This window comes from Amycolatopsis sp. NPDC004169 (assembly GCF_040610315.1).
GTDB lineage: Bacteria > Actinomycetota > Actinomycetes > Mycobacteriales > Pseudonocardiaceae > Amycolatopsis.
Window position 1 is genome coordinate 42603 of sequence record NZ_JBEXMD010000002.1, and the last position, 20997, is coordinate 63599.

General features: G+C 72.4%; 24 protein-coding genes. 13 read left to right on the top strand and 11 right to left on the bottom strand.

Annotated features, from left to right (window positions below; translation table 11 throughout):
* Window positions 1–5: 5 nt before the first annotated feature.
* The 5 genes from ABZX11_RS02835 to ABZX11_RS02855 form a co-directional block, all read right to left on the bottom strand.
* Window positions 6–254: a hypothetical protein gene (locus ABZX11_RS02835; protein ID WP_354909297.1), complete on the bottom strand. Its 249-nt coding sequence runs from the start codon at window positions 252–254 to the stop codon at window positions 6–8.
* Between the two features lie 4 nt (window positions 255–258).
* Window positions 259–639, bottom strand: coding sequence for a VOC family protein (locus ABZX11_RS02840; RefSeq protein WP_176172356.1), 381 nt, complete (start codon window positions 637–639; stop codon window positions 259–261).
* Between the two features lie 64 nt (window positions 640–703).
* A complete protein-coding gene (locus tag ABZX11_RS02845; protein WP_354909300.1) occupies window positions 704–1444 on the bottom strand; it encodes an FAD:protein FMN transferase in 741 nt (246 codons plus the stop codon).
* A complete protein-coding gene (locus ABZX11_RS02850) occupies window positions 1441–1947 on the bottom strand; it encodes an FMN-binding protein (protein ID WP_176172354.1) in 507 nt (168 codons plus the stop codon). The genes ABZX11_RS02845 and ABZX11_RS02850 overlap by 4 nt, the downstream gene beginning before the upstream one ends.
* Before the next feature lie 10 nt (window positions 1948–1957).
* Window positions 1958–3304: a ferredoxin reductase family protein gene (locus ABZX11_RS02855; protein WP_176177891.1), complete on the bottom strand. Its 1347-nt coding sequence runs from the start codon at window positions 3302–3304 to the stop codon at window positions 1958–1960.
* 147 nt (window positions 3305–3451) lie between these two features.
* Between ABZX11_RS02855 and ABZX11_RS02860 the strand changes: the two genes are divergently transcribed.
* Window positions 3452–4165 (top strand): response regulator transcription factor, encoded by a 714-nt coding sequence (locus ABZX11_RS02860; protein ID WP_176172353.1) that lies wholly within the window; start codon window positions 3452–3454, stop codon window positions 4163–4165.
* Entirely contained in the window at window positions 4162–5583 is a 1422-nt protein-coding gene (locus ABZX11_RS02865) for a HAMP domain-containing sensor histidine kinase (RefSeq protein WP_354909304.1), read from the top strand. The genes ABZX11_RS02860 and ABZX11_RS02865 overlap by 4 nt, the downstream gene beginning before the upstream one ends.
* Here ABZX11_RS02865 and ABZX11_RS02870 read toward each other — a convergent pair.
* Complete coding sequence (locus tag ABZX11_RS02870) at window positions 5555–6211, bottom strand: pyridoxamine 5'-phosphate oxidase family protein (RefSeq protein WP_354909307.1); 657 nt, start codon at window positions 6209–6211, stop codon at window positions 5555–5557. The two genes, ABZX11_RS02865 and ABZX11_RS02870, sit on opposite strands and share 29 nt — an antisense overlap.
* 84 nt (window positions 6212–6295) lie before the next feature.
* Between ABZX11_RS02870 and ABZX11_RS02875 the strand changes: the two genes are divergently transcribed.
* The gene (locus ABZX11_RS02875; RefSeq protein WP_176172350.1) at window positions 6296–7660 is read left to right on the top strand and encodes a PLP-dependent aminotransferase family protein; all 1365 of its coding nucleotides are present in this window, start codon (window positions 6296–6298) and stop codon (window positions 7658–7660) included.
* Window positions 7661–7780: 120 nt separating this feature from the next.
* A complete protein-coding gene (locus tag ABZX11_RS02880) occupies window positions 7781–8875 on the top strand; it encodes a D-alanine--D-alanine ligase family protein (RefSeq protein ID WP_176172349.1) in 1095 nt (364 codons plus the stop codon).
* On the opposite strand, the gene ABZX11_RS02885 is transcribed toward ABZX11_RS02880, so the two are convergent.
* Both ABZX11_RS02885 and ABZX11_RS02890 read right to left on the bottom strand, forming a co-directional pair.
* Window positions 8872–9408 (bottom strand): DUF3515 domain-containing protein, encoded by a 537-nt coding sequence (locus ABZX11_RS02885; RefSeq protein ID WP_354909311.1) that lies wholly within the window; start codon window positions 9406–9408, stop codon window positions 8872–8874. The two genes, ABZX11_RS02880 and ABZX11_RS02885, sit on opposite strands and share 4 nt — an antisense overlap.
* A gap of 19 nt (window positions 9409–9427) precedes the next feature.
* Complete coding sequence (locus ABZX11_RS02890; protein ID WP_003091994.1) at window positions 9428–9661, bottom strand: Lrp/AsnC ligand binding domain-containing protein; 234 nt, start codon at window positions 9659–9661, stop codon at window positions 9428–9430.
* Window positions 9662–9798: 137 nt separating this feature from the next.
* Here ABZX11_RS02890 and ABZX11_RS02895 point away from each other — a divergent pair, with 137 nt between their 5' ends.
* Together ABZX11_RS02895 and ABZX11_RS02900 are read left to right on the top strand one after the other, a co-directional pair.
* A complete protein-coding gene (locus ABZX11_RS02895) occupies window positions 9799–10755 on the top strand; it encodes a thiamine-phosphate kinase (RefSeq protein ID WP_354909314.1) in 957 nt (318 codons plus the stop codon).
* Window positions 10756–10771: 16 nt separating this feature from the next.
* The gene (locus ABZX11_RS02900) at window positions 10772–11251 is read left to right on the top strand and encodes a GNAT family N-acetyltransferase (RefSeq protein WP_176172346.1); all 480 of its coding nucleotides are present in this window, start codon (window positions 10772–10774) and stop codon (window positions 11249–11251) included.
* Here ABZX11_RS02900 and ABZX11_RS02905 read toward each other — a convergent pair.
* Entirely contained in the window at window positions 11238–12434 is a 1197-nt protein-coding gene (locus tag ABZX11_RS02905; protein WP_354909317.1) for a glycoside hydrolase family 27 protein, read from the bottom strand. The two genes, ABZX11_RS02900 and ABZX11_RS02905, sit on opposite strands and share 14 nt — an antisense overlap.
* A gap of 38 nt (window positions 12435–12472) precedes the next feature.
* Between ABZX11_RS02905 and ABZX11_RS02910 the strand changes: the two genes are divergently transcribed.
* The 3 genes from ABZX11_RS02910 to ABZX11_RS02920 all read left to right on the top strand — a co-directional run bounded on the left by ABZX11_RS02910 (window position 12473) and on the right by ABZX11_RS02920 (window position 14549).
* Entirely contained in the window at window positions 12473–13003 is a 531-nt protein-coding gene (locus tag ABZX11_RS02910; RefSeq protein WP_354909319.1) for a gamma carbonic anhydrase family protein, read from the top strand.
* Between the two features lie 30 nt (window positions 13004–13033).
* The gene (locus tag ABZX11_RS02915) at window positions 13034–13711 is read left to right on the top strand and encodes a uracil-DNA glycosylase (protein WP_176172343.1); all 678 of its coding nucleotides are present in this window, start codon (window positions 13034–13036) and stop codon (window positions 13709–13711) included.
* Window positions 13712–13781: 70 nt separating this feature from the next.
* On the top strand, window positions 13782–14549 hold the full coding sequence (locus ABZX11_RS02920; RefSeq protein WP_354909322.1) for an alpha/beta hydrolase: 768 nt from the start codon (window positions 13782–13784) through the stop codon (window positions 14547–14549).
* Between the two features lie 140 nt (window positions 14550–14689).
* On the opposite strand, the gene rpmB is transcribed toward ABZX11_RS02920, so the two are convergent.
* Complete coding sequence (rpmB, locus tag ABZX11_RS02925) at window positions 14690–14881, bottom strand: 50S ribosomal protein L28 (protein ID WP_176172341.1); 192 nt, start codon at window positions 14879–14881, stop codon at window positions 14690–14692.
* A 134-nt stretch (window positions 14882–15015) separates the two neighbouring features.
* Between rpmB and ABZX11_RS02930 the strand changes: the two genes are divergently transcribed.
* Genes ABZX11_RS02930 through ABZX11_RS02940 form a run of 3 tightly spaced genes read left to right on the top strand, consistent with a single transcriptional unit; the run spans window position 15016 to window position 19209 of the window.
* Window positions 15016–16587: a DAK2 domain-containing protein gene (locus tag ABZX11_RS02930; protein WP_176172340.1), complete on the top strand. Its 1572-nt coding sequence runs from the start codon at window positions 15016–15018 to the stop codon at window positions 16585–16587.
* Window positions 16588–16591: 4 nt separating this feature from the next.
* On the top strand, window positions 16592–18745 hold the full coding sequence (recG, locus tag ABZX11_RS02935) for an ATP-dependent DNA helicase RecG (RefSeq protein WP_354909325.1): 2154 nt from the start codon (window positions 16592–16594) through the stop codon (window positions 18743–18745).
* Window positions 18742–19209 (top strand): GNAT family N-acetyltransferase, encoded by a 468-nt coding sequence (locus ABZX11_RS02940; RefSeq protein ID WP_354909327.1) that lies wholly within the window; start codon window positions 18742–18744, stop codon window positions 19207–19209. Before recG ends, ABZX11_RS02940 begins: the two co-directional genes overlap by 4 nt.
* Here the strand turns inward: ABZX11_RS02940 and ABZX11_RS02945 are convergent.
* On the bottom strand, window positions 19169–19804 hold the full coding sequence (locus ABZX11_RS02945) for a TetR/AcrR family transcriptional regulator (protein ID WP_354909331.1): 636 nt from the start codon (window positions 19802–19804) through the stop codon (window positions 19169–19171). The genes ABZX11_RS02940 and ABZX11_RS02945 overlap by 41 nt on opposite strands.
* A 31-nt stretch (window positions 19805–19835) precedes the next feature.
* Between ABZX11_RS02945 and ABZX11_RS02950 the strand changes: the two genes are divergently transcribed.
* Window positions 19836–20963 (top strand): erythromycin esterase family protein, encoded by a 1128-nt coding sequence (locus ABZX11_RS02950; protein WP_354909334.1) that lies wholly within the window; start codon window positions 19836–19838, stop codon window positions 20961–20963.
* Window positions 20964–20997 lie beyond the last annotated feature (34 nt).

The following is a 20997-nucleotide window of genomic DNA, read 5'->3' on the forward strand; positions in this document are numbered from 1 at the left end:
CCTATTCAGCCGCCTTTGACCGCCTGGAGCGTGTAGGTCGCCGCCAGCCGCCACTCGCCGGTGGCCTCGTCGAGCAGCGCCGCCCAGCGCCGATCGAGGCACCCGCCGCGTCGGCGAGGCCGGTCGAACCGCACCACCCCGCTCAGGTGCGCCGGATCCTCGGCGAACCGCGCGAAGGCGTGGTCCGGCGACGCCGCGTGCAGGACCGCGCGTTCGTCCCGGTCGGCCTTGGTGACCGCGAACGAGTCCGTCACGACGTTATGACACCGCCGCGCGCTCGGCCGCGCTGCGCAGCACGCAGAACTCGTTGCCTTCGGGGTCGGCGAGCACCGCCCAGCCCGTGCCGTCCGGCTTGCGGAGGTCGTTCACCAGCGTCGCGCCGAGGCCCAGGAGCCGTGCGACCTCCTCGTCGCGCGGGATGTCCGGCTGCAGGCACAGGTGGAGCCGGTTCTTCACCGTCTTCGGCTCGGGCACGCGCAGGAAGAGCAGGTTCGTTCCGTCGTTCAGCTCGAAGCCGACTTCGTCGTCGCCCGGCTGGTCCTCGTCCGGGATCGGCTTCCCGGTCACCTGGCTCCAGAACTGGCAGAGCGTGTACGGGTCGGCGCAGTCCACGGACACGTTCAGCACGGACGACGGCATGGCACTCCTCGAAAAGTCGGCTGGGCCCGAGTCTGGCCCAGCCCCGCGGAGAGAGCGAACCGATTTAGGACGCCAGTGCCAGCCCGGCCGTCCGGTGCACCCGGCGGCTGTCGTCGACGATGAGGATCTCGCAGTCCGGCCGGTCGGCCGCCCAGGTGATGCCCTCGGTTCCCATCGCGAACGCCGCCGTGGCCAGCGCGTCCGCCGTCACCAGGTCGCCGGCCACGACGGTGACGCTCATCAGTCCGGTCGCCGGTGTCCCGGACCGGCCGTCGAGGATGTGCGAGCCGCGCTCGTACGCCGCCGAGGTCGCGATCGCGCCGTTGCGGGACTCCAGGACCGCGCACACGGCCAGCGGCTGCTCGGGGTGGCGCACCCCGACCCGCCACGGACGGCCCGGCTCCGGCTCGCCCGCGGTGACGACGTCGCCGCCGGCGTTGAGGCAGAACGTCGTCGCGCCTTCGGCCTTCAGCATCTCGGCCGCGCGCTGCACCGCCCAGCCCTTCACCACCGCGCACGGGTCGAGGCCGCGGCCCGGCAGCCGCGCGCGGAACGCGCCGCCGGAAAGCTGCTCGTAGTACGCGCACAGCTCCAGCACCTCGATCAGGTCGTCGCTCAGCTCGGCGGCCGTCAGCTCGCCGCGGTCGTACCGGCTGACCTCGCTGTCCTCCCGGAACGGGCTGAACCGGGCGTCGACGTCCCGGAACCACGCGAAGACGTCGTCGACGACCTCGGTGAAGTCGTCCTCGTCCCGCAGGTCCAGCGAGATCGGCAGCCCCATGACCTGTTCGACCCGGTTCGTCATCGGTTACCCCTCGCGTCGATCGCGGCCTGCAGGGACGTCTTGTAGGACTCGCTGGTCTCGGTGGCGCCGGTCACCGTGTCGATGTCGGCGCTCTGCGCCTTGATCGCCTCTTCCTGCAGCTTCGGGAGGGCGGTGAGCGAGCGGCCGCCGTCCGGGGCCTGCAGCAGGGTGATGGCGGTGAGCCGGGCGCCGGTGAACGTCACCTGCACCTGCACGGTGCCGTAGCGGCTCGACTCGGCGCTGCCCTTCGTCGTCACGGTCTCGCCCGCGGTGTCCCTGGACGACGGAACCTCCGAAGTGGACGGTGCCGGACCGGACGAAGTGGCCGGAGCCGCCGGTGTGCTCGTCGGGGCCGCCGAAGTGACCGGTGTGGACGGTGCGGTGGCCGCCGGCGGCGGCGCCTGGGCGACGGCGGCGGTGTTGTGCACCGGCCCCGGCTCGAACCGCCAGACGGCGATGAACCCGGCGATGGACAGCGCGACGACGAAAATGGTCTTCTTCACAGCAATCCCCCTAGGCCGCGAGGCTGAAACGTTCGGCGTGGACCTGGGAACCCGGCACGCGCAGCTCGCGCAGGCTGCGCAGCACCGCGGACGTCATCCCCGGCGGGCCGCAGACGAACACGTCCCGCTCGTGCACGTCCGGCACCATCATGTGCAGGTTCGCCGGCCCGAGCATCACCCCGCGCGGCCCGACCGCCTGGTCCGGTCCGGTGAGGACGCTGACGCTGGCGCCGCGGGCCTTGGCCAGCTCGTTCAGCTCCGGCAGCAGCACCGCGTCCGCCTGCGACCGCACCCGGTACAGCACGACGACATGGCCGTCGATGTCCTCCAGCAGCGCGCGGATCGGCGTGATCCCGACCCCGCCCGCGACGAGCAGCGCGTTGGGCCGCCGCTGGTGGATCGTCGTGAAGGCGCCGTACGGGCCTTCGGCGAACACGCGCGTCCCGACGCGCAGGTTGCGCAGCCCGGCGCTGGAGTCCCCGAGCGCCTTCGCCGTCAGCCGCAGGGAACGGCCGTCGGGCGCGGCCGACAGGGAGAAGGGATTGGCCTGCCACCACCGGTCTTTGGTCAGGAACCGCCACAGGAAGAACTGCCCCGCCTTGGCCGGCATCTTGTCCAGGTGCTTGCCGGACATGTACACCGAAACGACGTCCGGTGACTCGGACACCACCGCCGTGACCCGCAGCTGGTGGCGCAGGTTCCGCCACAGCGGCAGCACGACCCGCCCGGCGAGCACGGCCGCGCCGGCCCCGAGCCACAGCGTCCACCAGTACGCCTTCGCCGGTTCCGAGCCGGCGAACGACTGGCCCAGCGCGATCTGGTGGGTGAAGGCCAGCAGCACCGCGGCGTAGGTGTAGAGGTGGATGAAGTGCCACGTCTCGTAGGCCAGCCGCTTGCGCGCGAACTTCGCCGAAGCGGCCCCGACGATGAGGATCACCGCGAAGGCGACCAGCGCCCGCAGGATCCCTTCGAGCGTGTCGGCCATCTCGACCAGCTCGTCGACGACGCCCTTGTCCGAGACCTCCGCGTAGCCCATGGTGATGAACACCAGGTGCGCCAGCAGCGTCCAAAGGATCGTGAAGCCGGTCCAGCGGTGCCAGGTGGTCAGCCGGTCCATCCCGAGCCGCCGGTCCAGCCAGGGCAGCCGGGCCACCAGCAGCAGCTGGAACGCCATCGCCAGCGCGCCGTAGAGGCCGGCCAGCCTGCCGATCGTGATCAGCACGTTCTGCGACACCCCGGCCTGCACGAACAGGACGGTGACGGCGGCCACGTTGGCGCCGAGGAAGAGGAAAAGGCCGGATTTCGCGGCGATCCGGGGGCGGATCGCCGGGCGCGCGGCCTCGGCGGTCTGCGTCATGGTGGTCACACGGATCCCCCTTCGGTTCGGTTCACGAAGGTCAGCCTCGCCACGCAGGCTGTGGCGAGTCTGGGTACCGGCTGTCGGAATCCTGTCGGCCGCGGGCGCCGCCTCGCCCGCCGCGCACGCGGGGGAGAAGATGCAGGGGTGCAGACTCCCGACCCCGTGCGCCTGCTCGTCGTCGACGACGAGCCGCACATCGCCGACCTCGTCGCCACCGTCGCCCGGTACGAGGGCTGGCAGGCGGTCACGGCCGGCACCGGGCAGGCCGCGCTGAGCCGGGCCGCGGAGTTCGGGCCGGACATCGTCGTGCTCGACCTGATGCTGCCCGACTTCGACGGCTTCACCGTGCTCGACCGGCTGCGGGCGGGCGGCAACGCGGTGCCCGTGGTGTTCCTCACGGCCAAGGACGCGACGGCCGACCGGATCGCCGGGCTCACCCGCGGGGGTGACGACTACCTCGTCAAGCCGTTCTCGGTCGAGGAGCTGATGGCGCGGCTGCGGGCGGTGCTGCGGCGCAGCGCCGGGGTCGCGCACCAGCCCGAGGCCCGCGGGGCCGTGCTGCGCGTCGGCGACCTCACCCTGGACGAGGACACCCGCGAGGTCCGCCGCGGCGACGTCCTGGCCGAGCTGACCCCGACCGAGTACGAGCTGCTGCGCTACCTCATGCGCCGCTCGCCCGCGGTGCTGACCAAGGCGCAGATCCTCGACCACGTCTGGGAGTACGACTTCGGCGGCCGGTCCAATGTGGTCGAACTGGTGATCTCGCACCTGCGGCGCAAGGTCGACGCGGGTGACGGCGAACCGCTGATCCACACCGTCCGCGGCGTCGGGTACGTCGTGCGGCAGGCGCACCGGTGAAGGGCCTCTTCACCCGGTGGTACGGCGCCTGGCAGCGCACCCGGCTGGGCACCCGGATCACCCTCGGCCTCGGCGCGCTCGCGCTGGTGGTGTTCGCGGCCGTGGGCGTCACGACGGTCGGGATCATGCACGGCTACCTCGACCGGCGGCTGGACGAGCAGCTGTCCAAGAGCCAGAACACCCAGCTGCCGCTGCTGCGCGAAACGCACGGCTCGCCGCAGTCGGTGTACTCGTGGTACTCGGCGCTCTACAAAGTGCAGGACGGAGTCGCCGTCCCCGAGCCCGGCGGCCGGCTGCCGGGCGATGCCAAGCAGCTGGCGAAGATCGCCGCCGAGGCGGTGAGCGGGGACGTCACCCGGAACATCTACCTGCGCGACGACGGCCCGTACCGGGTGCGCGCCTGCCCGGTGGACACCGACTCGGTGCTGCTGTCGGCGGCGCCGCAGCAGGACCTCGACGCCACGGTCCGGCAGCTGGTCTGGGTCGAGGTCGGCGCGTTCGCGCTCGCACTGGCCGTGCTGGTGGTCGTGGGACGGCTGGTGCTGCGCCGCGGCCTGCGCCCGCTGGCCGACATGGCGGGCACCGCGCACGACATCGCCACCCACGACCTCACCGTGAACCCGGACCTGCCGGTGCGCGCGGCGGGCACCGGCGGCGGCGCCGAAGTCGACGAGCTGCGGACGGCGTTCAACGTGATGCTGGCCCACATCGACACGTCACTGGCCGCGAAGACCGCGGCCACCGAGCGGCTGCGGCGGTTCGTCGCGGACGCCTCCCACGAGCTGCGGACCCCGCTGACGTCGATCCGCGGGTACGCCGACCTCTTCCGCTACGCCGCGGCGAACGAGCCGGCCGAGCGGGAGGCGCACCTGGCGAAGATCCGCGAGGAGACCGCGCGGATGACCGTGCTCGTCGACGACCTCCTGCTGCTGGCCCGGCTCGACGCGCGGGCCGCCGAGACGCCGCTGCGGCCCGAACGCCTCGACCTGGCCGAGCTGGCCGGTGACGCGGCGGACGCGTTCGCCGCCGGGCGGCCGGACCACCCGCTCACCTCGGCGCTTTCGGCGGCGTTCGTGCACGCCGACCCGGTGCGGCTGCGGCAGGTGCTGGACAACCTGCTGGCCAACGCGGCCGTGCACACCCCGCCCGGGACGGCGGTGCACGTGTCGGTGACCGCTTCGGACGGCGAGGCCGTCGTGCAGGTGACCGACACCGGGCCGGGCATCGTGGCGGAGGACCGGGAGCGGATCTTCGACCGGTTCTTCCGCGTCGACGACTCCCGCACCCGCGGCAACGGCGGCACCGGGCTCGGGCTGTCGGTGGTCCAGTCCCTGGTGACCGCGCACGGCGGCACGGTCTCGGTGGCGTCCGGGTCCGGCCGGACCACGTTCACCGTCCGGTTGCCGCTCGCGCGGTGACGTGCGGCGGGGTCGTCCAGCCGGGGGAGAGGTCTGCGGACGGCTCGGGCACGCCGTAGACCGTCCGCACCGGGAGCACACCCGCCCAGGCCGTGTCCGCCTCGACGTCTTCGGGCTCGTCGTCCGGGCCCTCGGCCCGCATCTTCACCGACGCCTCGGCGAGGTCCAGCGCGAGCACCGACACCGCGGCGAACTCCTTGGCGTTGACCTCGCGCGCGTGCTCCCACGAGCCCGGTGCGAGGTGGTCGGTGAGCACCTTCAGGCCGTGCAGCTTCGCTTCGGCGTCGAGGACCGGCTTCGCCCGGCCGAGGATGACGGCGCTGCGGTAGTTCATCGAGTGGTTGTTGACCGAGCGTGAATAGACGATGCCGTCGAGCAGCGTCACCGTCACGCAGACGTCGACGCCGTGCGCGGCGGTGCGGAGGCTGGCCGCGCCGGTCGACCCGTGCAGGTAGAGCGTGTCGCCGTCGCGGCCGTAGCCGGTGGGGAGGACCAGCGGCACGCCGTCGCGGACCACCCCGAGGTGGCAGATCAGGCCTTCGTCGAGGACCGCGTGCAGTGCGGACCGGTCGGTGACGGCGCGGTGCTTCTTGCGGCCGAGCGTGGTGCGGGGCGTGGTCGACAACATGCGACCAGCGTCTCCCGCCGCAGTGGCCTCGGAAAACGGCCACTTCTCGTACACTTGGGAAGTCCACTCCGGATTGGAGGTCCCGTGTCCGACACCGCGCTCCCGGTGAGCCTCGACCGTTCGGCGGTGACCCCGCTGGCCGTCCAGCTGGCCGACGCGCTGCGCGAAGCGGCGGCGAGCGGCCACCTGCGCGGCGGCGACCGGCTGCCCTCGACGCGGGCACTGGCCGGGCGGCTCGGCGTCAGCCGCACGGTGACGTCGGCGGCGTACGAGCAGCTGCACGCCGAAGGCTGGATCGCCGGGCGGCACGGCTCCGGCACGTACGTGACGACCCCACCGTCGTTCTCCGCTTCCGAGGTCCCCGCGCCCGCCGTGCCGACGCCCGAGGCCGCCACGCCGTCGCTGCTGGACCTGGGCCCGGGCACGCCGTGGGCGGCGGGGCTGGACCGGGCGGCCTGGCGCCGCGCGTGGCGAGCGGCCGCGGACCCGGAACCGCTGGTCCGCGCCCACCGGGCCGGGCTGCCGGAGTACCGCGCGGCGGTGTCGGAGCACCTGCTGCGCCACCGCGGCCTCGCGGCGGGTTCGGTACTGGCCACCGGCGGCACGACGGCGGCGGTGGTGGAGCTGGCCGCGGCGGTGCTGGAACGCGGGGACGTCGTCGCCGTCGAGGAGCCCGGCTACCAGCGGGCGGTCCAGGCGTTCCGGCGCGCGGGCATGCGTGTGGTCGGCGTGCCGGTGGACCTCGAAGGGCTGCGGCCGGACGCGATCCCGGAGGGCGCGCGGGCGGTGTACTGCTCGCCGGCGCACCAGTACCCGATGGGCAGCAGGCTGAGCGCGGCCCGGCGGGTCTCGCTGGTCGAGCGCGCCCGATCGTCGGGGATGCTGGTCATCGAGGACGACTACGACGGCGAGCTGCGGTTCGACGTGGCACCGCTGCCGATGCTGGCGTCGCTGGCCCCGGACGTCGTGGCGCACCTGGGGACGACGTCGAAGATCCTCACCCCGACGCTGGGCGCGGGCTGGATGGTGGCGCCGGAGGCGATCACCTCGGCGGTGCTGGCGTACCGCGACCTGACCGGAACCCGGCCGTCCCCGGCGGGACAGCGAGTGCTGTACGAGTTCGCGCGCAACGGCGACCTGGGCCGTCACCTGCGCAAACTGCGCCGCGAGATGGCGGAGAGGCGATCACTGCTGGCGGGCGCGCTGTCGGCCGCGGACATCCCGGTCCGCGGCGACGACGCGGGGGCGCACCTGGTGGTGCCGTTCCCGTCGGCCGAAGTGGAGGCGTCGGTGATCGCTTCCGCCGAGCGGCGGGGGATCCGGCTGGATGGGCTGGCGCGGCACTTCGCCGGAGCGCCGTCGGCGTTCGGGGTGGCGATCGGGTACGCGGGGTGTGCGCGGGAGGCGTTGGTGGCGGCTCTGCCGACGCTGGTGGCGTTGCTGCGCTGAGACGGGCCTCGACGGACAAGACGTGCCGGGGCCGTCACCGGTTGCGTTCACCGCTCGCCGCCGTCCCCCGTCGCACGGGGCTGGGCTGTTCCGCGAGGTCACCGGGTACGGTGGCTCACCATGAGCGAGAAGATCCGGGTGGCCGTGGTGTTCGGCGGGCGCAGCAGCGAGCACACCATCTCGTGCCTGTCCGCCGGCAGCGTGCTCGGGCACCTCGACCCCGAACGGTTCGAGGCCGTCCCGGTCGGCATCACGCGCGAGGGCCGGTGGGTGCTCGGCTCCGGGGACTCCGCCCAGCTCGCCATCCGCGGCCGCGAACTGCCCTCCGTGGACGACGGCAAGGGGCTCGTGCTCGCCGGTGACCCCTCCAGCCAGGGCCTGGTCGCGGTGGAACCCGGCCGGGAAAGCGAACTGCTGTCCCACGTCGACGTCGTCTTCCCCGTCCTGCACGGCGCCTTCGGCGAGGACGGCACCATCCAGGGGCTCCTCGAGCTCGCCGGCATCCCCTACGTCGGGCCCGGCGTGCTCGCCAGCGCGGCCGCCATGGACAAGGAAACGGCCAAGAAACTGCTTGCCGCCGAAGGGCTTCCGGTCGGGACCTACCGCGCCCTCCGCCGTGACCAGTCCACTTTGGATGAAGGGGACCGGGCCGCGCTCGGGCTGCCCGTGTTCGTCAAGCCGTCGCGGGCCGGCAGTTCCGTCGGGATCTCGCGCGTGGCGGACTGGGCCGAGCTCGACGCGGCCATCGGACTCGCCCGCGCGACCGACCCGAAGGTCCTGGTGGAGGCCGCCGTCGTCGGGCGTGAGGTCGAGTGCGGCGTCCTGGAGTTCCCCGACGGCCGCGTCGAAGCCTCGCTGCCCGCCGAGATCCGCGTGCTGTCGGAGGACGAAGACGCCTGGTACGACTTCGAAACCAAGTACCTCGGCGACGACGCCGAGCTCGACATCCCCGCCAAGCTCGACGACGCACTGACCGAGAAGCTCCGCGCGATGGCCGTCGAAGCCTTCCGGGCGCTGGACTGCCAGGGCTTGGCCCGCGTCGACTTCTTCGTCACCGAAGACCATGAGCTGATCATCAACGAGGTCAACACCATGCCGGGCTTCACCACGAAGTCCGCCTACCCGAAGATGTGGGAGGTCACCGGCATGGACTACGCGACCCTGCTGACCACCCTCGTCGAGACGGCGATCGCCCGCGGAACCGGCCTCCGCTAGGAAAAGCGCAGCGGACGCGCGGGCAGCTTCGCCGCCACGGTGTCCGAAATCTCCTGCAGCGGCCCGGTTCCGGCGGTGTCCGGCACGGTCAGCGCCGCGTAGACCTCGCGGTCCACCACGTACCACGTCGACGCGCCCTCGCCCGGCACCTGCAGCCACTGCACCTTGTTCACCAGCCGCAGCTGCGCCGTCGGCGTCAGCTCCGGGGGACGGTCGAGGCCGCAGCGCAGCACCACGGGATCAGGGGAACCCCAGGCCACCGTGGCGGGCGGCGCCGGGTCCGCCAAAGCACGCACCTTGAGCGCCGTCCCGTTCGAGGTCAGCTCGGAGGGCACCGCGCCCAGCAGCGTCGTGCAGCCCGGCGACCCCGCGGCAGGCGCCGGCACGGCGACCAACGGCAGCGGGCCGGCGATGTCCGCGGGGGACGGCCGGGTCAGCGCGAACACGGCGACGGCGACCGCCAGCGCCACGGCGAGCGCGGCCGCGGTGACGAGCACCACCCGGGGCGGCGCACCGGTGTCGGAATCAGGCACCCGACCACTACACCATTGCTCAGAGGTGGACGACCGGGCAGGTCAGCGTCCGCGTGATGCCTTCCACGTTCTGCACCTTCGCGACCACGAGCTGGCCCAGCTGGTCCACGTTGTCGGCGGCGGCGCGGACGATCACGTCGTACGGTCCGGTGACATCCTCCGAGCTGGTCACACCCGGGATGCTGGAGATCTCGGCAGCCACCGCGGCCGCCTTGCCGACCTCGGTCTGGATGAGGATGTATGCGTGGACCACGGCGCGCCCTTTCGTCGGGATCTTGTTCCTCAAGGTAGGAACGTCACCAGCAACGTATCGCCAGCTCACGGAAAAACATAGGGCATCCGACTATCGGTGATCGATCTTTGTCCCGGTAGAGAAAGCAGAGGTGACCGGTGTCACCGAACGACGGAACGGTCGCCGAGACCGGGGAGTTCGCGCTCATCCGCGCCGTCACCGAAGGACGGCGCCAGCCGCCGGGCACGCTGCTCGGCCCGGGCGACGACGCCGCCGTCGTCGCGGCCCCGGACGGCCGGGTGGTCGCCAGCACCGACGTGCTCGTCCAGGGCGTCCACTTCCGCCTGGACTGGTCGACGCCCGAGCACGTCGGGCGCAAGGCCGTCGCGGTCAACCTGGCCGACATCGCCGCCATGGGCGCCACCCCGACCACCGTCCTGGTCGGCCTGGCCTGCCCGCCCGAGACGCCCAGCGACGTCGTGAAGGGGATCACCGACGGTATGTGGGCCGAAGCCGACCGGGCCGGCATCGGCGTCTCCGGCGGCGACATGGTCCGCGCCGACCAGCTCGTGATCAGTGTCACGGCGCTGGGCGACCTGGGCGACCGCGAGCCGGTGACGCGCTCGGGCGCCCGCCCCGGTGACGTCCTCGCGGTGAACGGGCGGCTCGGCTGGGCCGCGGCCGGCCTGGCCGTGCTCGGCCGCGGCTTCCGGTCCCCGGTCGGTGTCGTCAACGCCCAGCGCTGCCCGGAACCGCCCTACGAGGCCGGGCCGCGGGCCGCCCTCGCCGGGGCCACCGCGATGATCGACGTCTCCGACGGCCTGCTCGCCGACCTCGGCCACATCGGCGAGGCCTCCGACGTCGGCATCGACGTCCGCACCGCCGACCTCGACGTCCCCGCCCGGCTCACCGAGGTCGGCGCCGCCCTCGGCGCGGATCCACTGGACTGGGTGCTCACCGGCGGCGAGGACCACGCGCTGGCGGCCACCTTCCCGCCGTTCACCGAGCTGCCGGAGGGCTGGCGCACCATCGGGGTGGTCACCATGGCGGGCTCCGGGATCACCGTCGACGGGAAACCGTTTTCGCGAGAAGCCGGATGGGCGCACTGGCGCTGATCTAGGCTCCGGAAGCGTGAGAATCGTTCCAGTCCCCTACGACCACCCCGACGCGGCCAAGCTCATGGCCGCGGTGCAGCAGGTGTACGTCGAGCGCTACGGCAGCGAAGACGCCACGCCGATGAGCCCCGCGGACTTCGATCCGCCTCAGGGCCTGTTCCTCGTCGGCTACCAGGGCGAGGAAGCCGTCGCCTGCGGGGCGTGGCGCGCCCACGACGGTCCCGAGCCCGACTTCCGGCCGGGTGACGCCGAGTTCAAGCGGATGTACGTCTCCGACGTGGCGCGCGGCCGCGGGTTCGCGCGGATGATCCTGTTCGAGCTGGAACGCACGGCGGCGCTGTCCGGCCGCAAGCGCGCGGTCCTCGAGACCGGGACGAAGCAGCCGGAGGCGATCGCGCTCTACACGTCGTCGGGCTACACCGAGATCCCGAAGTTCGGTGTCTACAAGAACGAGCCGGAGAGCCGCTGCTTCGGCAAGGACCTCACCTCGGGGTGAGCTTCAGCAGGGCCGCCGCGTGCGGCCGCAGGGACGCGCTCACCGCGGTGCCGACGTCCCGGTGGGCCCAGAGGTCCCGGACGTTCCAGGCGCCGGGAATCACGGCGGAAACGGTTGCGGTGGTGCTGCCGGTGTTGAGCAGCACCACCGCGAACCCGCCGTCGCTCAACGGTTTTCCCCACACCTGGTAGCCGGGGCCCGCGGCGAGCCGCCGTCCCTGGCTGCCCGCGAAGTCCTGGTCGACGGCGATCGCCTCGGCGTTCCCGAGCGTCGCGAGGTCGGTGCCGCTCAGCTTCGCCGGGTCGGTGCCGGCGAACAGCGGCGCGTTCAGCACGGCCCAGACGCTGAAGTGCGCGCGCGACTCGTCGGCGGTCAGCGTGCCGTTGCCGACCTGCAGCATGTCCGGGTCGTTCCAGCCGCCGGGGGAGCCGCTGTGGACGGCGACGGCGGCCTGCCGGTCGATCGTCGCGAGGACGGAATCCCAGGTCGCGAAGAGGTCGTCGGTGGTGCGCCAGAGGTTCGCCACCGGCCGCGCCCAGGTCCACGGGCTGGAGACGCCGTACTCGGAGATCGCGTAGACGATCGGGCGGGGCAACGCGGCCAGCTCGTCGCGCATCTTCTCGAACGCGGCCTTCCGGTCGAGGCCGTCGACGGTGTCGGCGTAGCACCAGTCGTACTTGAGGTAGTCGACGCCCCAGCGGTCGAACGTCTCGGCGTCCTGGCGCTCGTGGCCGAGCGAGCCGATGCCGGACGCCGGGTAGGCGTCGTTCGCCATGGCGCAGGTCCGGCTGCCGGGCACGGCGTAGATGCCGAACAGCAACCCGCGGGAGTGGACGTAGTCGGCGAGGTCGGCGATGCCGTGCGGGAACCGCTTCGGGTCCGGCTGCAGCGAGCCGTCGGCGGCCCGGGTGGCGGCCTGCCAGCAGTCGTCGACGACGACGTACTCGTAACCCGCGTCACGCAGGCCGGTGTCGGCGAGCGCGTCGGCGGCCCTGCGCACCACGTCCTTGGTGAGGTCGTGGCAGCGGACCTGGTTCCAGCTGTTCCAGCCCATCGGCGGGGTGCCGGCCAGGCCGTTCGCCAGGGCCGGCGTGGCGACGGGCAGGCTGAGCAGCCACGTCAGCACGACGAGGAGGAGCACGAGCGGGCTGGTTTTCGGCTTGGCGGCGATGGCGTGATCCAATCGCAGAACACGTGAAACCGCAGTCACCCGGAGGCGGCATGCCGATCTACGCACTCGGATCCCTCGAGCCGACGATCCACCCCGACGCCTACGTCCACCCGGACGCGACCGTGATCGGCGACGTCCGGATCGGCGCGCACGCGTCCGTCTGGCCGCAGACCGTGCTGCGCGGCGACCACGGCTACATCGAGATCGGCGAGCGCTCGAACGTCCAGGACGGCTGCGTCTTGCACTGCACCGAGCGGCACCCGACGATCCTCGGGCCGTCGTCGGCGATCGGGCACGCGGTGCACGTCGAGGGCGCGACGATCGGGACCGGCTGCCTGATCGCGTCCGGTTCGGTGGTGCTGAACGGCTCGGTGATCGAGGACGGCGGCATGGTCGGCGCGGGCGCGGTGCTGTCCTACGACTCGCACGTCAAGACCGGCGAGATCGCGCTGGGCGTGCCGGGGAAGGTGCGGGAGAACAAGTCGTTCGGCCCGGAGAGCATCGCCATGGTGGTGGACTCCTACGTCGAGCGAGGCAAGCGGTTCCGGACCGAGCTGAGGCGGCTCGACCCGCTCGGGTGACGCCGGCCACGCCCGGTAGGCTTGCGCGCCGTGACCGCACGACCGCTGCAGGACATCGTCGAGGCAGGCTGGGCGAAAGCCCTCGAACCGGTGGCGCCGCAGGTCGCCGCGATGGGGGAGTTCCTCCGCGCGGAGATCGCCGCGGGCCGCACCTACCTGCCGGCGGGTGAGCACGTGCTGCGGGCGTTCAAGCAGCCGTTCCACGACGTCCGGGTGCTGATCGTCGGCCAGGACCCGTACCCGACGCCGGGGCACGCGGTCGGCCTGAGCTTCTCGGTCGCGCCCGACGTCCGGCCGATCCCGAAGAGCCTGATCAACATCTACAAGGAGTACGTCGACGACCTCGGCCACCCGCTGCCGTCCAACGGCGACCTGACACCGTGGGCCGAGCAGGGCGTGCTGCTGCTCAACCGGTCGCTGACCGTGCAGCCCGGCAAGTCCAACTCGCACCAGGGCAAGGGCTGGGAAGCGGTCACCGAGCAGGCGATCAAGGCCCTCGCGGCCCGGTCGGAGCCGATGGTGGCGATCCTGTGGGGCCGCAACGCCCGCAACCTGCGCCCGATGCTGGGCGACGTGCCGTGCATCGAGTCCGCGCACCCGAGCCCGCTCTCGGCGCACAACGGCTTCTTCGGGTCCCGGCCGTTCAGCCGGGCCAACCAGCTGCTGGAGCAGCAGGGCGCGGCGCCGGTGGACTGGAAACTTCCCTGACGATCGGTGTCCGGATCGGCGTGACGGCTCCGACCAAAGGGGGAAAATGAACCCCATTCCGGAGGAAACCATGAACGTCACCTCGGCCGACGGCACGTCGATCTTCTTCGAGCAGCGCGGGGACGGCCCGCCGGTGATCCTGGTCGGCGGCGCGTTCAACGACCGCACGACCACGGTCGGCCTGGCGGAGGTCCTGGCCGGCGACTTCACGGCGATCACTTTCGACCGCCGCGGGCGCGGGGACTCCGGTGACGCTCCTTCGTACGCCGTCGAGCGGGAGATCGAGGACCTCGCGGCGCTGATCGCCCAGGCGGGCGGGACGGCGACGGTGTTCGGGCACTCGTCGGGCGCGATCCTGGCCCTGGAGGCGGCCGCGGCGGGCATCGGCATCGAGAAGGTGGTCGCGTACGAGCCGCCGTACGCGACCGACGAGCACCCGCGGGCCGACGTGGTGGACGAGGTGCGCGCCCACCTCGCGGCGGGGGACCGCGACGCCGCGGTGGCGACGTTCCTGCAGGTCGCGGGTACACCGGCGGAGATGATCGAGGGGATGAAGCAGGCCCCGGTGTGGGGCTGGTTCACGGCGCTGGCGCACACGCTGCCGTACGACCTGACGATCTGCGGCCCGGACGCCCGCCCTTCGCAGAACCTGGCCCGCATCCAGGTGCCGACCCTGGTGATCGGCGGCGGCGCGAGCGACGACGCGCTGCAGTCAGGCGCCCGCGCGGCGGCCGCGGCGGTGCCGGGCGCCCGTCACGAGACCCTGGAGGGGCAGGACCACGGGGTGCTGCAGCACCCGGAGACCCTCAAGGACCTGCTGACCGATTTCCTGAAGTGAGTTGACCGCTCAGGTGACCCCGCCGGGGGTCCAGGGGGCTTGCCCCCTGGCGGGTCTGGGGGTTCGACCCCCAGAAGACACCTGAAGCGAAAAAAATGGCGAGTGCTCTCCACGAGCACTCGCCACCCTGAATTTTCGCTTCAGCCTCGAACGACCTTGCCCGCCTTGATGCACGAGGTGCACACGTTCAGGCGCTTGCGCTGGGACACACCCACCTTGGCGTGGACGGTCTGGATGTTCGGGTTCCACCGGCGGTTGGTACGGCGGTGGGAGTGCGAGACCGCCTTGCCGAAGCCCGGTCCCTTGCCACAGACGTCGCACACGGCAGCCACGTCGAACTCCTTTGGATCTGGGTCATAGAAATGAGCCCAGACGGACTGGGCAACTCGACCATAGTAACTACTGGGATCGAGGCCCCGAGCACCGGGTCGATACGCTGCCCGGGGACCGGGTAGGAGGTTACGGGGTGCGGGTGCTGGACGCGGCGGCGGTGTCGGCCTGGGCGGCGGGTTGTGTGCGCAGCCTGGCGAGCCTGCGGCCGGCCATCGACGACATCAACGTCTACCCCGTCGCGGACTCCGACACCGGCTCCAACATGCTCTTCACGATGACCGGCGCCGCCGCGGAACTCGCCGATGCCGCCCCGGAGGACGCCGCCGAAGCGCTGAAGGTGCTCGCGCGGGGAGCCGTGGCCGCCGCCAAGGGCAACTCCGGCGTCATCCTCTCCCAGGTCATCCGCGGGCTGGCCGACCGCGCCGAAGGCGAGCTGGACGGCCCGTGGCTGGCCGGTGCCCTCGGGCACGCCGACGAGGTCGCCACCGGCGCCGTCAGCCGCCCGGTCGCCGGGACCATCCTGACCGTCCTGCACGCCGTCGCCCTCGCCGTCCGCGGCGACACGAGCCCCCTGGGCGACATCGCGCGGAAGGCCGCGAAAGAGGCCGCGCACGCCCTCGAGAAGACGCCCGAGCAGCTGCCCGCGCTGGCCAAGGCCGGGGTCGTCGACGCCGGGGCGCGCGGGCTGGTCGCCGTGCTCGACGCGCTGGTCGGCGTGCTCACCGGCGCTCCCGTCGAGCACGAGCACGTGCTCGAAGCCCACGCGCACGACGAGGCCTACGCCTGGGAGGTCATGTACCTGCTCGACGGCGTCGACGAGGCGAACCTGCCGACCCTGCGCAAGGAGCTGAGCGGTCTCGGCGACAGCGTCACGGTGGCCGGCGACGGCTCGGGCAGCCACGCCGTGCACGTCCACTGCGCCGACATCGGCGCCGCCATCGAGGCCGGGCTGGCGCTCGGCCGCCCGCGCCGGATCCGGGTCGAGCCGCTGCTCACGCCGACGCCGATCGAGCCGGGCGGCGGGATCGACCGCACGGTCGTCGCGGTCGTGCACGGCGGGGCGCTGGCCGAGCTGCTGCGCGCGGAAAGCATCCCGGTGCTGGCCGTGCCCGAGGGCGGGACGCCGAGCGTCGAGGACATGATCGGCCTGCTCAACGAGGCCGCCGGCCGGCAGGTCACCGTGCTGCCGGGCAGCGTCGCCCTGACCGCCGCGGCCGACACCGCGGCCGGGCACGCCATGGCCGCCGACCGCGACGTCGTGGTCATCCCGTGCGCGTCCCCGGTGCAGGTGCTGGCCGCCCTCGCCGTGCACGACGCCGGCCGCCGCACCAACGACGACGTCGTCGCGATGGCCGAAGCGGCCGCCGCGACCAGGCGTGGCGAACTGCGGATCGCGCAGGAGGAGTCGCTAACCTGGGTGGGCCGGGCCCAGTCCGGTGACGTGGTCGGCCTGGTCGACGACGAGGTGGTGCTGATCGAGCCCGCGCCCGCGTCCGAGACCAACCTGGTCGCGGCCGCGATGAAGGTGCTGAACCGGATGCTGGCGCTCGGCGGCGAGCTGGTGACGGTGCTCAGCGGGGCGGCGGCCCCGCCGGGGATCGCCGAGGAGCTCGAGGAGCAGCTGCGGGTCGAGCACCCGGAGGTGGAACTGACCAGCTACGCCAGCGGCCAGACCGGCGCCGTGCTGCTGATGGGAGTCGAATAGCGAGATGGCCGGACTGCGCGACAAGCTGCCGCTGCTGCTGGGCGCCAAGACGGCGAAGGCGCTCGCCACTTCGCTGGACATCGAGACGGTCAGCGACCTGCTGCGCCACTACCCGCGCCGCTACGCCGAGCGCGGCGAGCTCACCGACATCCACGGCCTCGAGCTGGGCGAGCACGCCACCGTGCTGGCGCGCATCGAAAAGGTGAGCAAGCGGCGGATGAAGGCGCGCAACGGCACCATCCTCGACATGGTCATCACCGACGGGAAACGGCGGCTGACCTGCGCGTTCTTCAACCAGGCCTGGCGGGAGAAGGACCTCGTCCCCGGCAAGACCGGCCTGTTCGCCGGCAAGGTGTCCGCCTTCCGCGACACGCTGCAGCTGACGAACCCCGAGTACGAGCTGTTCGACGCCGAGAACGAAGCCGAGGCGATGGACAACTTCCTCGCCGCGATCATCCCGGTCTACCCGGCGGCGCAGGGCATGCCGACCTGGTCGATCGCCAAGTGCGTGCGCCAGGTCCTCGACGTCCTCGAGGTCGACGACGACCCGATGCCCGCGGAGCTGCGGCGGCTGCACAAGCTGGCCGACCTCGACAACGCGCTGCGCGGTATCCACCGCCCGGAGAACTGGGCGCACCTGGAGGCGTCGAAGAAGCGGCTCAAATGGGACGAGGCCATGGCCGTCCAGCTGATCTTCGCGCAGCGGCGGCACTCGGCCATCTCGCGGCCGGCGAAGGCGAACCCGCACGTCAGCGGCGGTCTCCTGGACGCCTTCGACAAGCGGCTGCCCTTCGACCTCACGGCGGGCCAGCGGGGGATCGGCGACGAGATCGCCGCCGACCTGTCCTCCGAGCACCCGATGAACCGGCTGCTGCAGGGTGAGGTCGGCTCGGGCAAGACGGTGGTCGCGCTGCGGGCCATGCTGCAGATCGTCGACAACGGGCGGCAGGCCGCGATGCTGGCGCCGACCGAAGTCCTGGCCGCGCAGCACGCGCGGTCGCTGCGGGAGATGCTCGGCGACCTCGGCCAGGCGGGCGAGCTGGGTGCGGCGGAGAACGCCACGCGCGTCACGCTGCTCACCGGGTCGATGGGCGCGAAGGAACGCAAGAAGTCGCTGCTGGAGATCGTCAGCGGCGAAGCGGGAATCGTCGTCGGCACGCACGCGCTGATCCAGGACCACGTCGAGTTCGCCGACCTCGGCCTCGCCGTCGTCGACGAGCAGCACCGCTTCGGCGTCGAACAGCGGGACGCGCTGCGCACCCGCGGGGCCGGCGACACGAGCCCGCACGTCCTCGTGATGACCGCGACGCCGATCCCGCGCACGGTCGCGATGACCGTGTACGGCGACCTGGAGGTCTCCGCGCTGCGCGAGATGCCGGCCGGGCGGTCGCCGATCTCGACCACCGTCGTGCCGGTCGCCGAAAAGCCGGCCTGGTTCGAGCGGATCTGGCAGCGCGTGCGCGAAGAGGTCGGCAAGGGGCACCAGGCGTACGTCGTCTGCCCGCGGATCGGCGACGAGCCGCCGTCGGACAAGAGCGACAAGCGGCCGCCGCTCGCCGTTCTGGACGTCGCGCCCGAGCTGGAGCACGGTCCGCTGCAGGGCCTGAAGATCGGGGTGCTGCACGGCCGGATGCCGCCCGACGACAAGGACGCGGTGATGCGGGCGTTTTCGGCGGGGCAGCTGGACGTCCTGGTGGCCACGACGGTGATCGAGGTCGGCGTGAACGTGCCGAACGCCACCGCGATGGTGATCATGGACGCCGACCGGTTCGGCGTCAGCCAGCTGCACCAGCTGCGCGGCCGCGTCGGCCGGGGCAGCGTGCCGGGGCTGTGCCTGCTGGTCACCGAGGCCCTGGACGGCACCGCGACCCGCGAACGGCTGGCCGCGGTCGAGTCCACGACGGACGGCTTCGAGCTTTCGCGGCTGGACCTGGAGCTGCGCCGCGAAGGCGACATCCTCGGCGCGGCGCAGTCCGGGAAGCGGTCCACGCTCAAGCTGCTGTCGCTGCTGCGGGACGAGGACGTGATCGCCGCGTCCCGGCAGAGCGCGCAGGAGATCGTCGAGAAGGACCCGGAGCTGAAGAAGTACCACGGCCTGGCCCAGATGGTGGGTGACGTCGTCGACGTGGACCGCGCGGAGTACCTGGAGAAGAGTTGATCCGCCCGGCCACGGTGGCCGACGCCGACGCGATCGGCGAGGTCCACGTGCGGTCCTGGCAGGCGGCGTACGAGGGCCTGATCCCGGCGGACTTCCTCGCCCGGCTTTCGGCGTCCTCGCGCGCGGCGGCGTGGGCGCGGCGCATCGGCGACGGTGGCCCGGTGCTGGTGGTCGAGGAGGAAGGCGTCGTCGTCGGCTTCGCCGCCTTCGGGCCTTCGCAGCTCTACGCGTTGTACTTGCTGCCGGAGTTCTGGGGCCGTGGCCTCGGCCGGGCGCTGCACGACCGCGTGGTCGCGGAAATGTCCGGCGACAGCGCCATCCTGTGGGTGCTCGCGACGAACGAGCGGGCGAAGGCGTTCTACGTCCGCCAAGGCTGGGTGGACGACGACGCCCGCCAGACCGAGACGATCGACGACGGGCGCGTCACCCTGGAGGAGATGCGCTACCGCCGTCCGCTGCCGTGAACACCCCCGCTTTCGCGGCCGCCGCGGCGGCTTTCGCGGCGACGTCCGCGTCCCGCGGGGTCACGCCTTCCCGGGAGACGAACAGCCGGTAGAAGATCGGCCCGCAGGCCACCCGGACCACCTCGACGGCGTCCGTGCCTGCCGGGACCTCGCCGCGCTCGATCGCCCGGTGCACGGCGGCGGCCGAGCGGGCGTGGCGGTCGACGTAGAACTCCTGCAGGGCGCCGGCGGCCCGGGCGGAGAGGAACGCGGCCGAGATCGACGCCGTCGGCAGCTCGCGCTCGCCCGGCGTGGTGAAGTAGCGCACCAGCTCCAGGTTGATCCCGCGCAGGTCACCCTCGAGCGAGCCGGTGTCCGGGGCGGCCCACTCCTGCTCGGTGCCCATCTGCAGGGCCGCCGCGACCAGGCCCTCGGCGGACTCCCAGCGGCGGTACAGCGTCGTCTTGTGCACGCCGGAGCGTTCGGCGACCGCCTCGACGGTCAGCTCGGCGTACCCGCGTTCGCCGAGCAGCTCGAGGGTGGCGTTCAACGCGGCGAGGCGGGTCCGCTCGGTGCGGCCGCCGGGGCGCCTGGTCCCGGAAATCTCGGTTGCCAACTGCTACTCCTGTTGCGTTAGTGTCTCCAGTATGACAGGAACCGTCGACGTTGCCGAGATCGCCGAGCTGGCCGGCGACGCCGAAGTCGTCGCCATCGGCGAGAACAACCACCACATCCGCGAGTTCGGCGTGCTGCGCGACCGCCTCCTGCGCCACCTGGTGACCGAGCGCGGGTTCACCGTGCTCGGGTTCGAGAGCGGCTTCGCGGAGGGGCGTCTGGTCGACGCGTGGCTCCAGGGTGGTCCGGGCGAGGTCGCGGACGTCGCGCGGGACGGTTTCACGTTCGGTCTCGGCGACTCGGCCGAGGTGCACGAGATGCTGACCTGGCTGCGCGGCCGCGGTGTCCGGTTCTCCGGGCTCGACGTGCCGAGCTCGGCCGGTTCGCCGGTGCCCGCGTTGCGGGCGGTCCGTGAAGTCCTGTCGCGGGTGGATCCCGCGAACGTGTCCCTTGTGGACACCGCGTTGGCGGCGTGCGAGCCGTACGCGTCGGTGAGCAGTGCGGTCGCGCCGGGCCGGTACCGGGAGCTGGGTGTCGCGGCGCGGGATGCGGCCACGGCCGCGTTGACTGTCCTCAAAGGACATGTTGACTCGCTGGCGCCCGAAGCCGCGCACGACGCGGAAGGCGCGTTGCGCGTCGACCTGTACCTGCGGGAGCTGGACGCGCTGATGGCCGGCCGCGCGCCCGAGCCGCAGAGTTCGTCGCGGGACACCTACATGGCGGCCACCGTGCGCCTGCTGCGGAGGCGGTTCCCGGGCGAGAAGATCGTGCTGATGCTCCACAACGGACACCTCCAGCGGGTGCCGTTCTCGCCGATGCCGGGCATGACGGCGCCGTCCGCGGGCACGCACCTGGCGGCCGAGCTGGGCGACCGTTACTTCGCCTTGGCGCTCACCGCCGTTTCGGGGACGACGACCGGGCTGGCGCCCGACCCGGCGTACCCGCTGGGGTTCCGGATGTTCGAGCAGGCGCTCGGGGAACCGGCGGAAGGCAGTGTCGAGGCAGTGCTGGCGTCGCGGGCGCCGTGCGTGGTCGAGCACCCTGCGGCGTCGGGCATCCGGCACGCGCACACGGCTGTGCCGGTCGACGTCGCGTCGGCGTTCGACGCGGTTGTCTGCCTGGAGAAGCAGGAAACGATTTTCCGGTCCGCCGCTGAATAGGTGTGCCCGTTCGGCTGCTTGCCGTAGTGCCCGC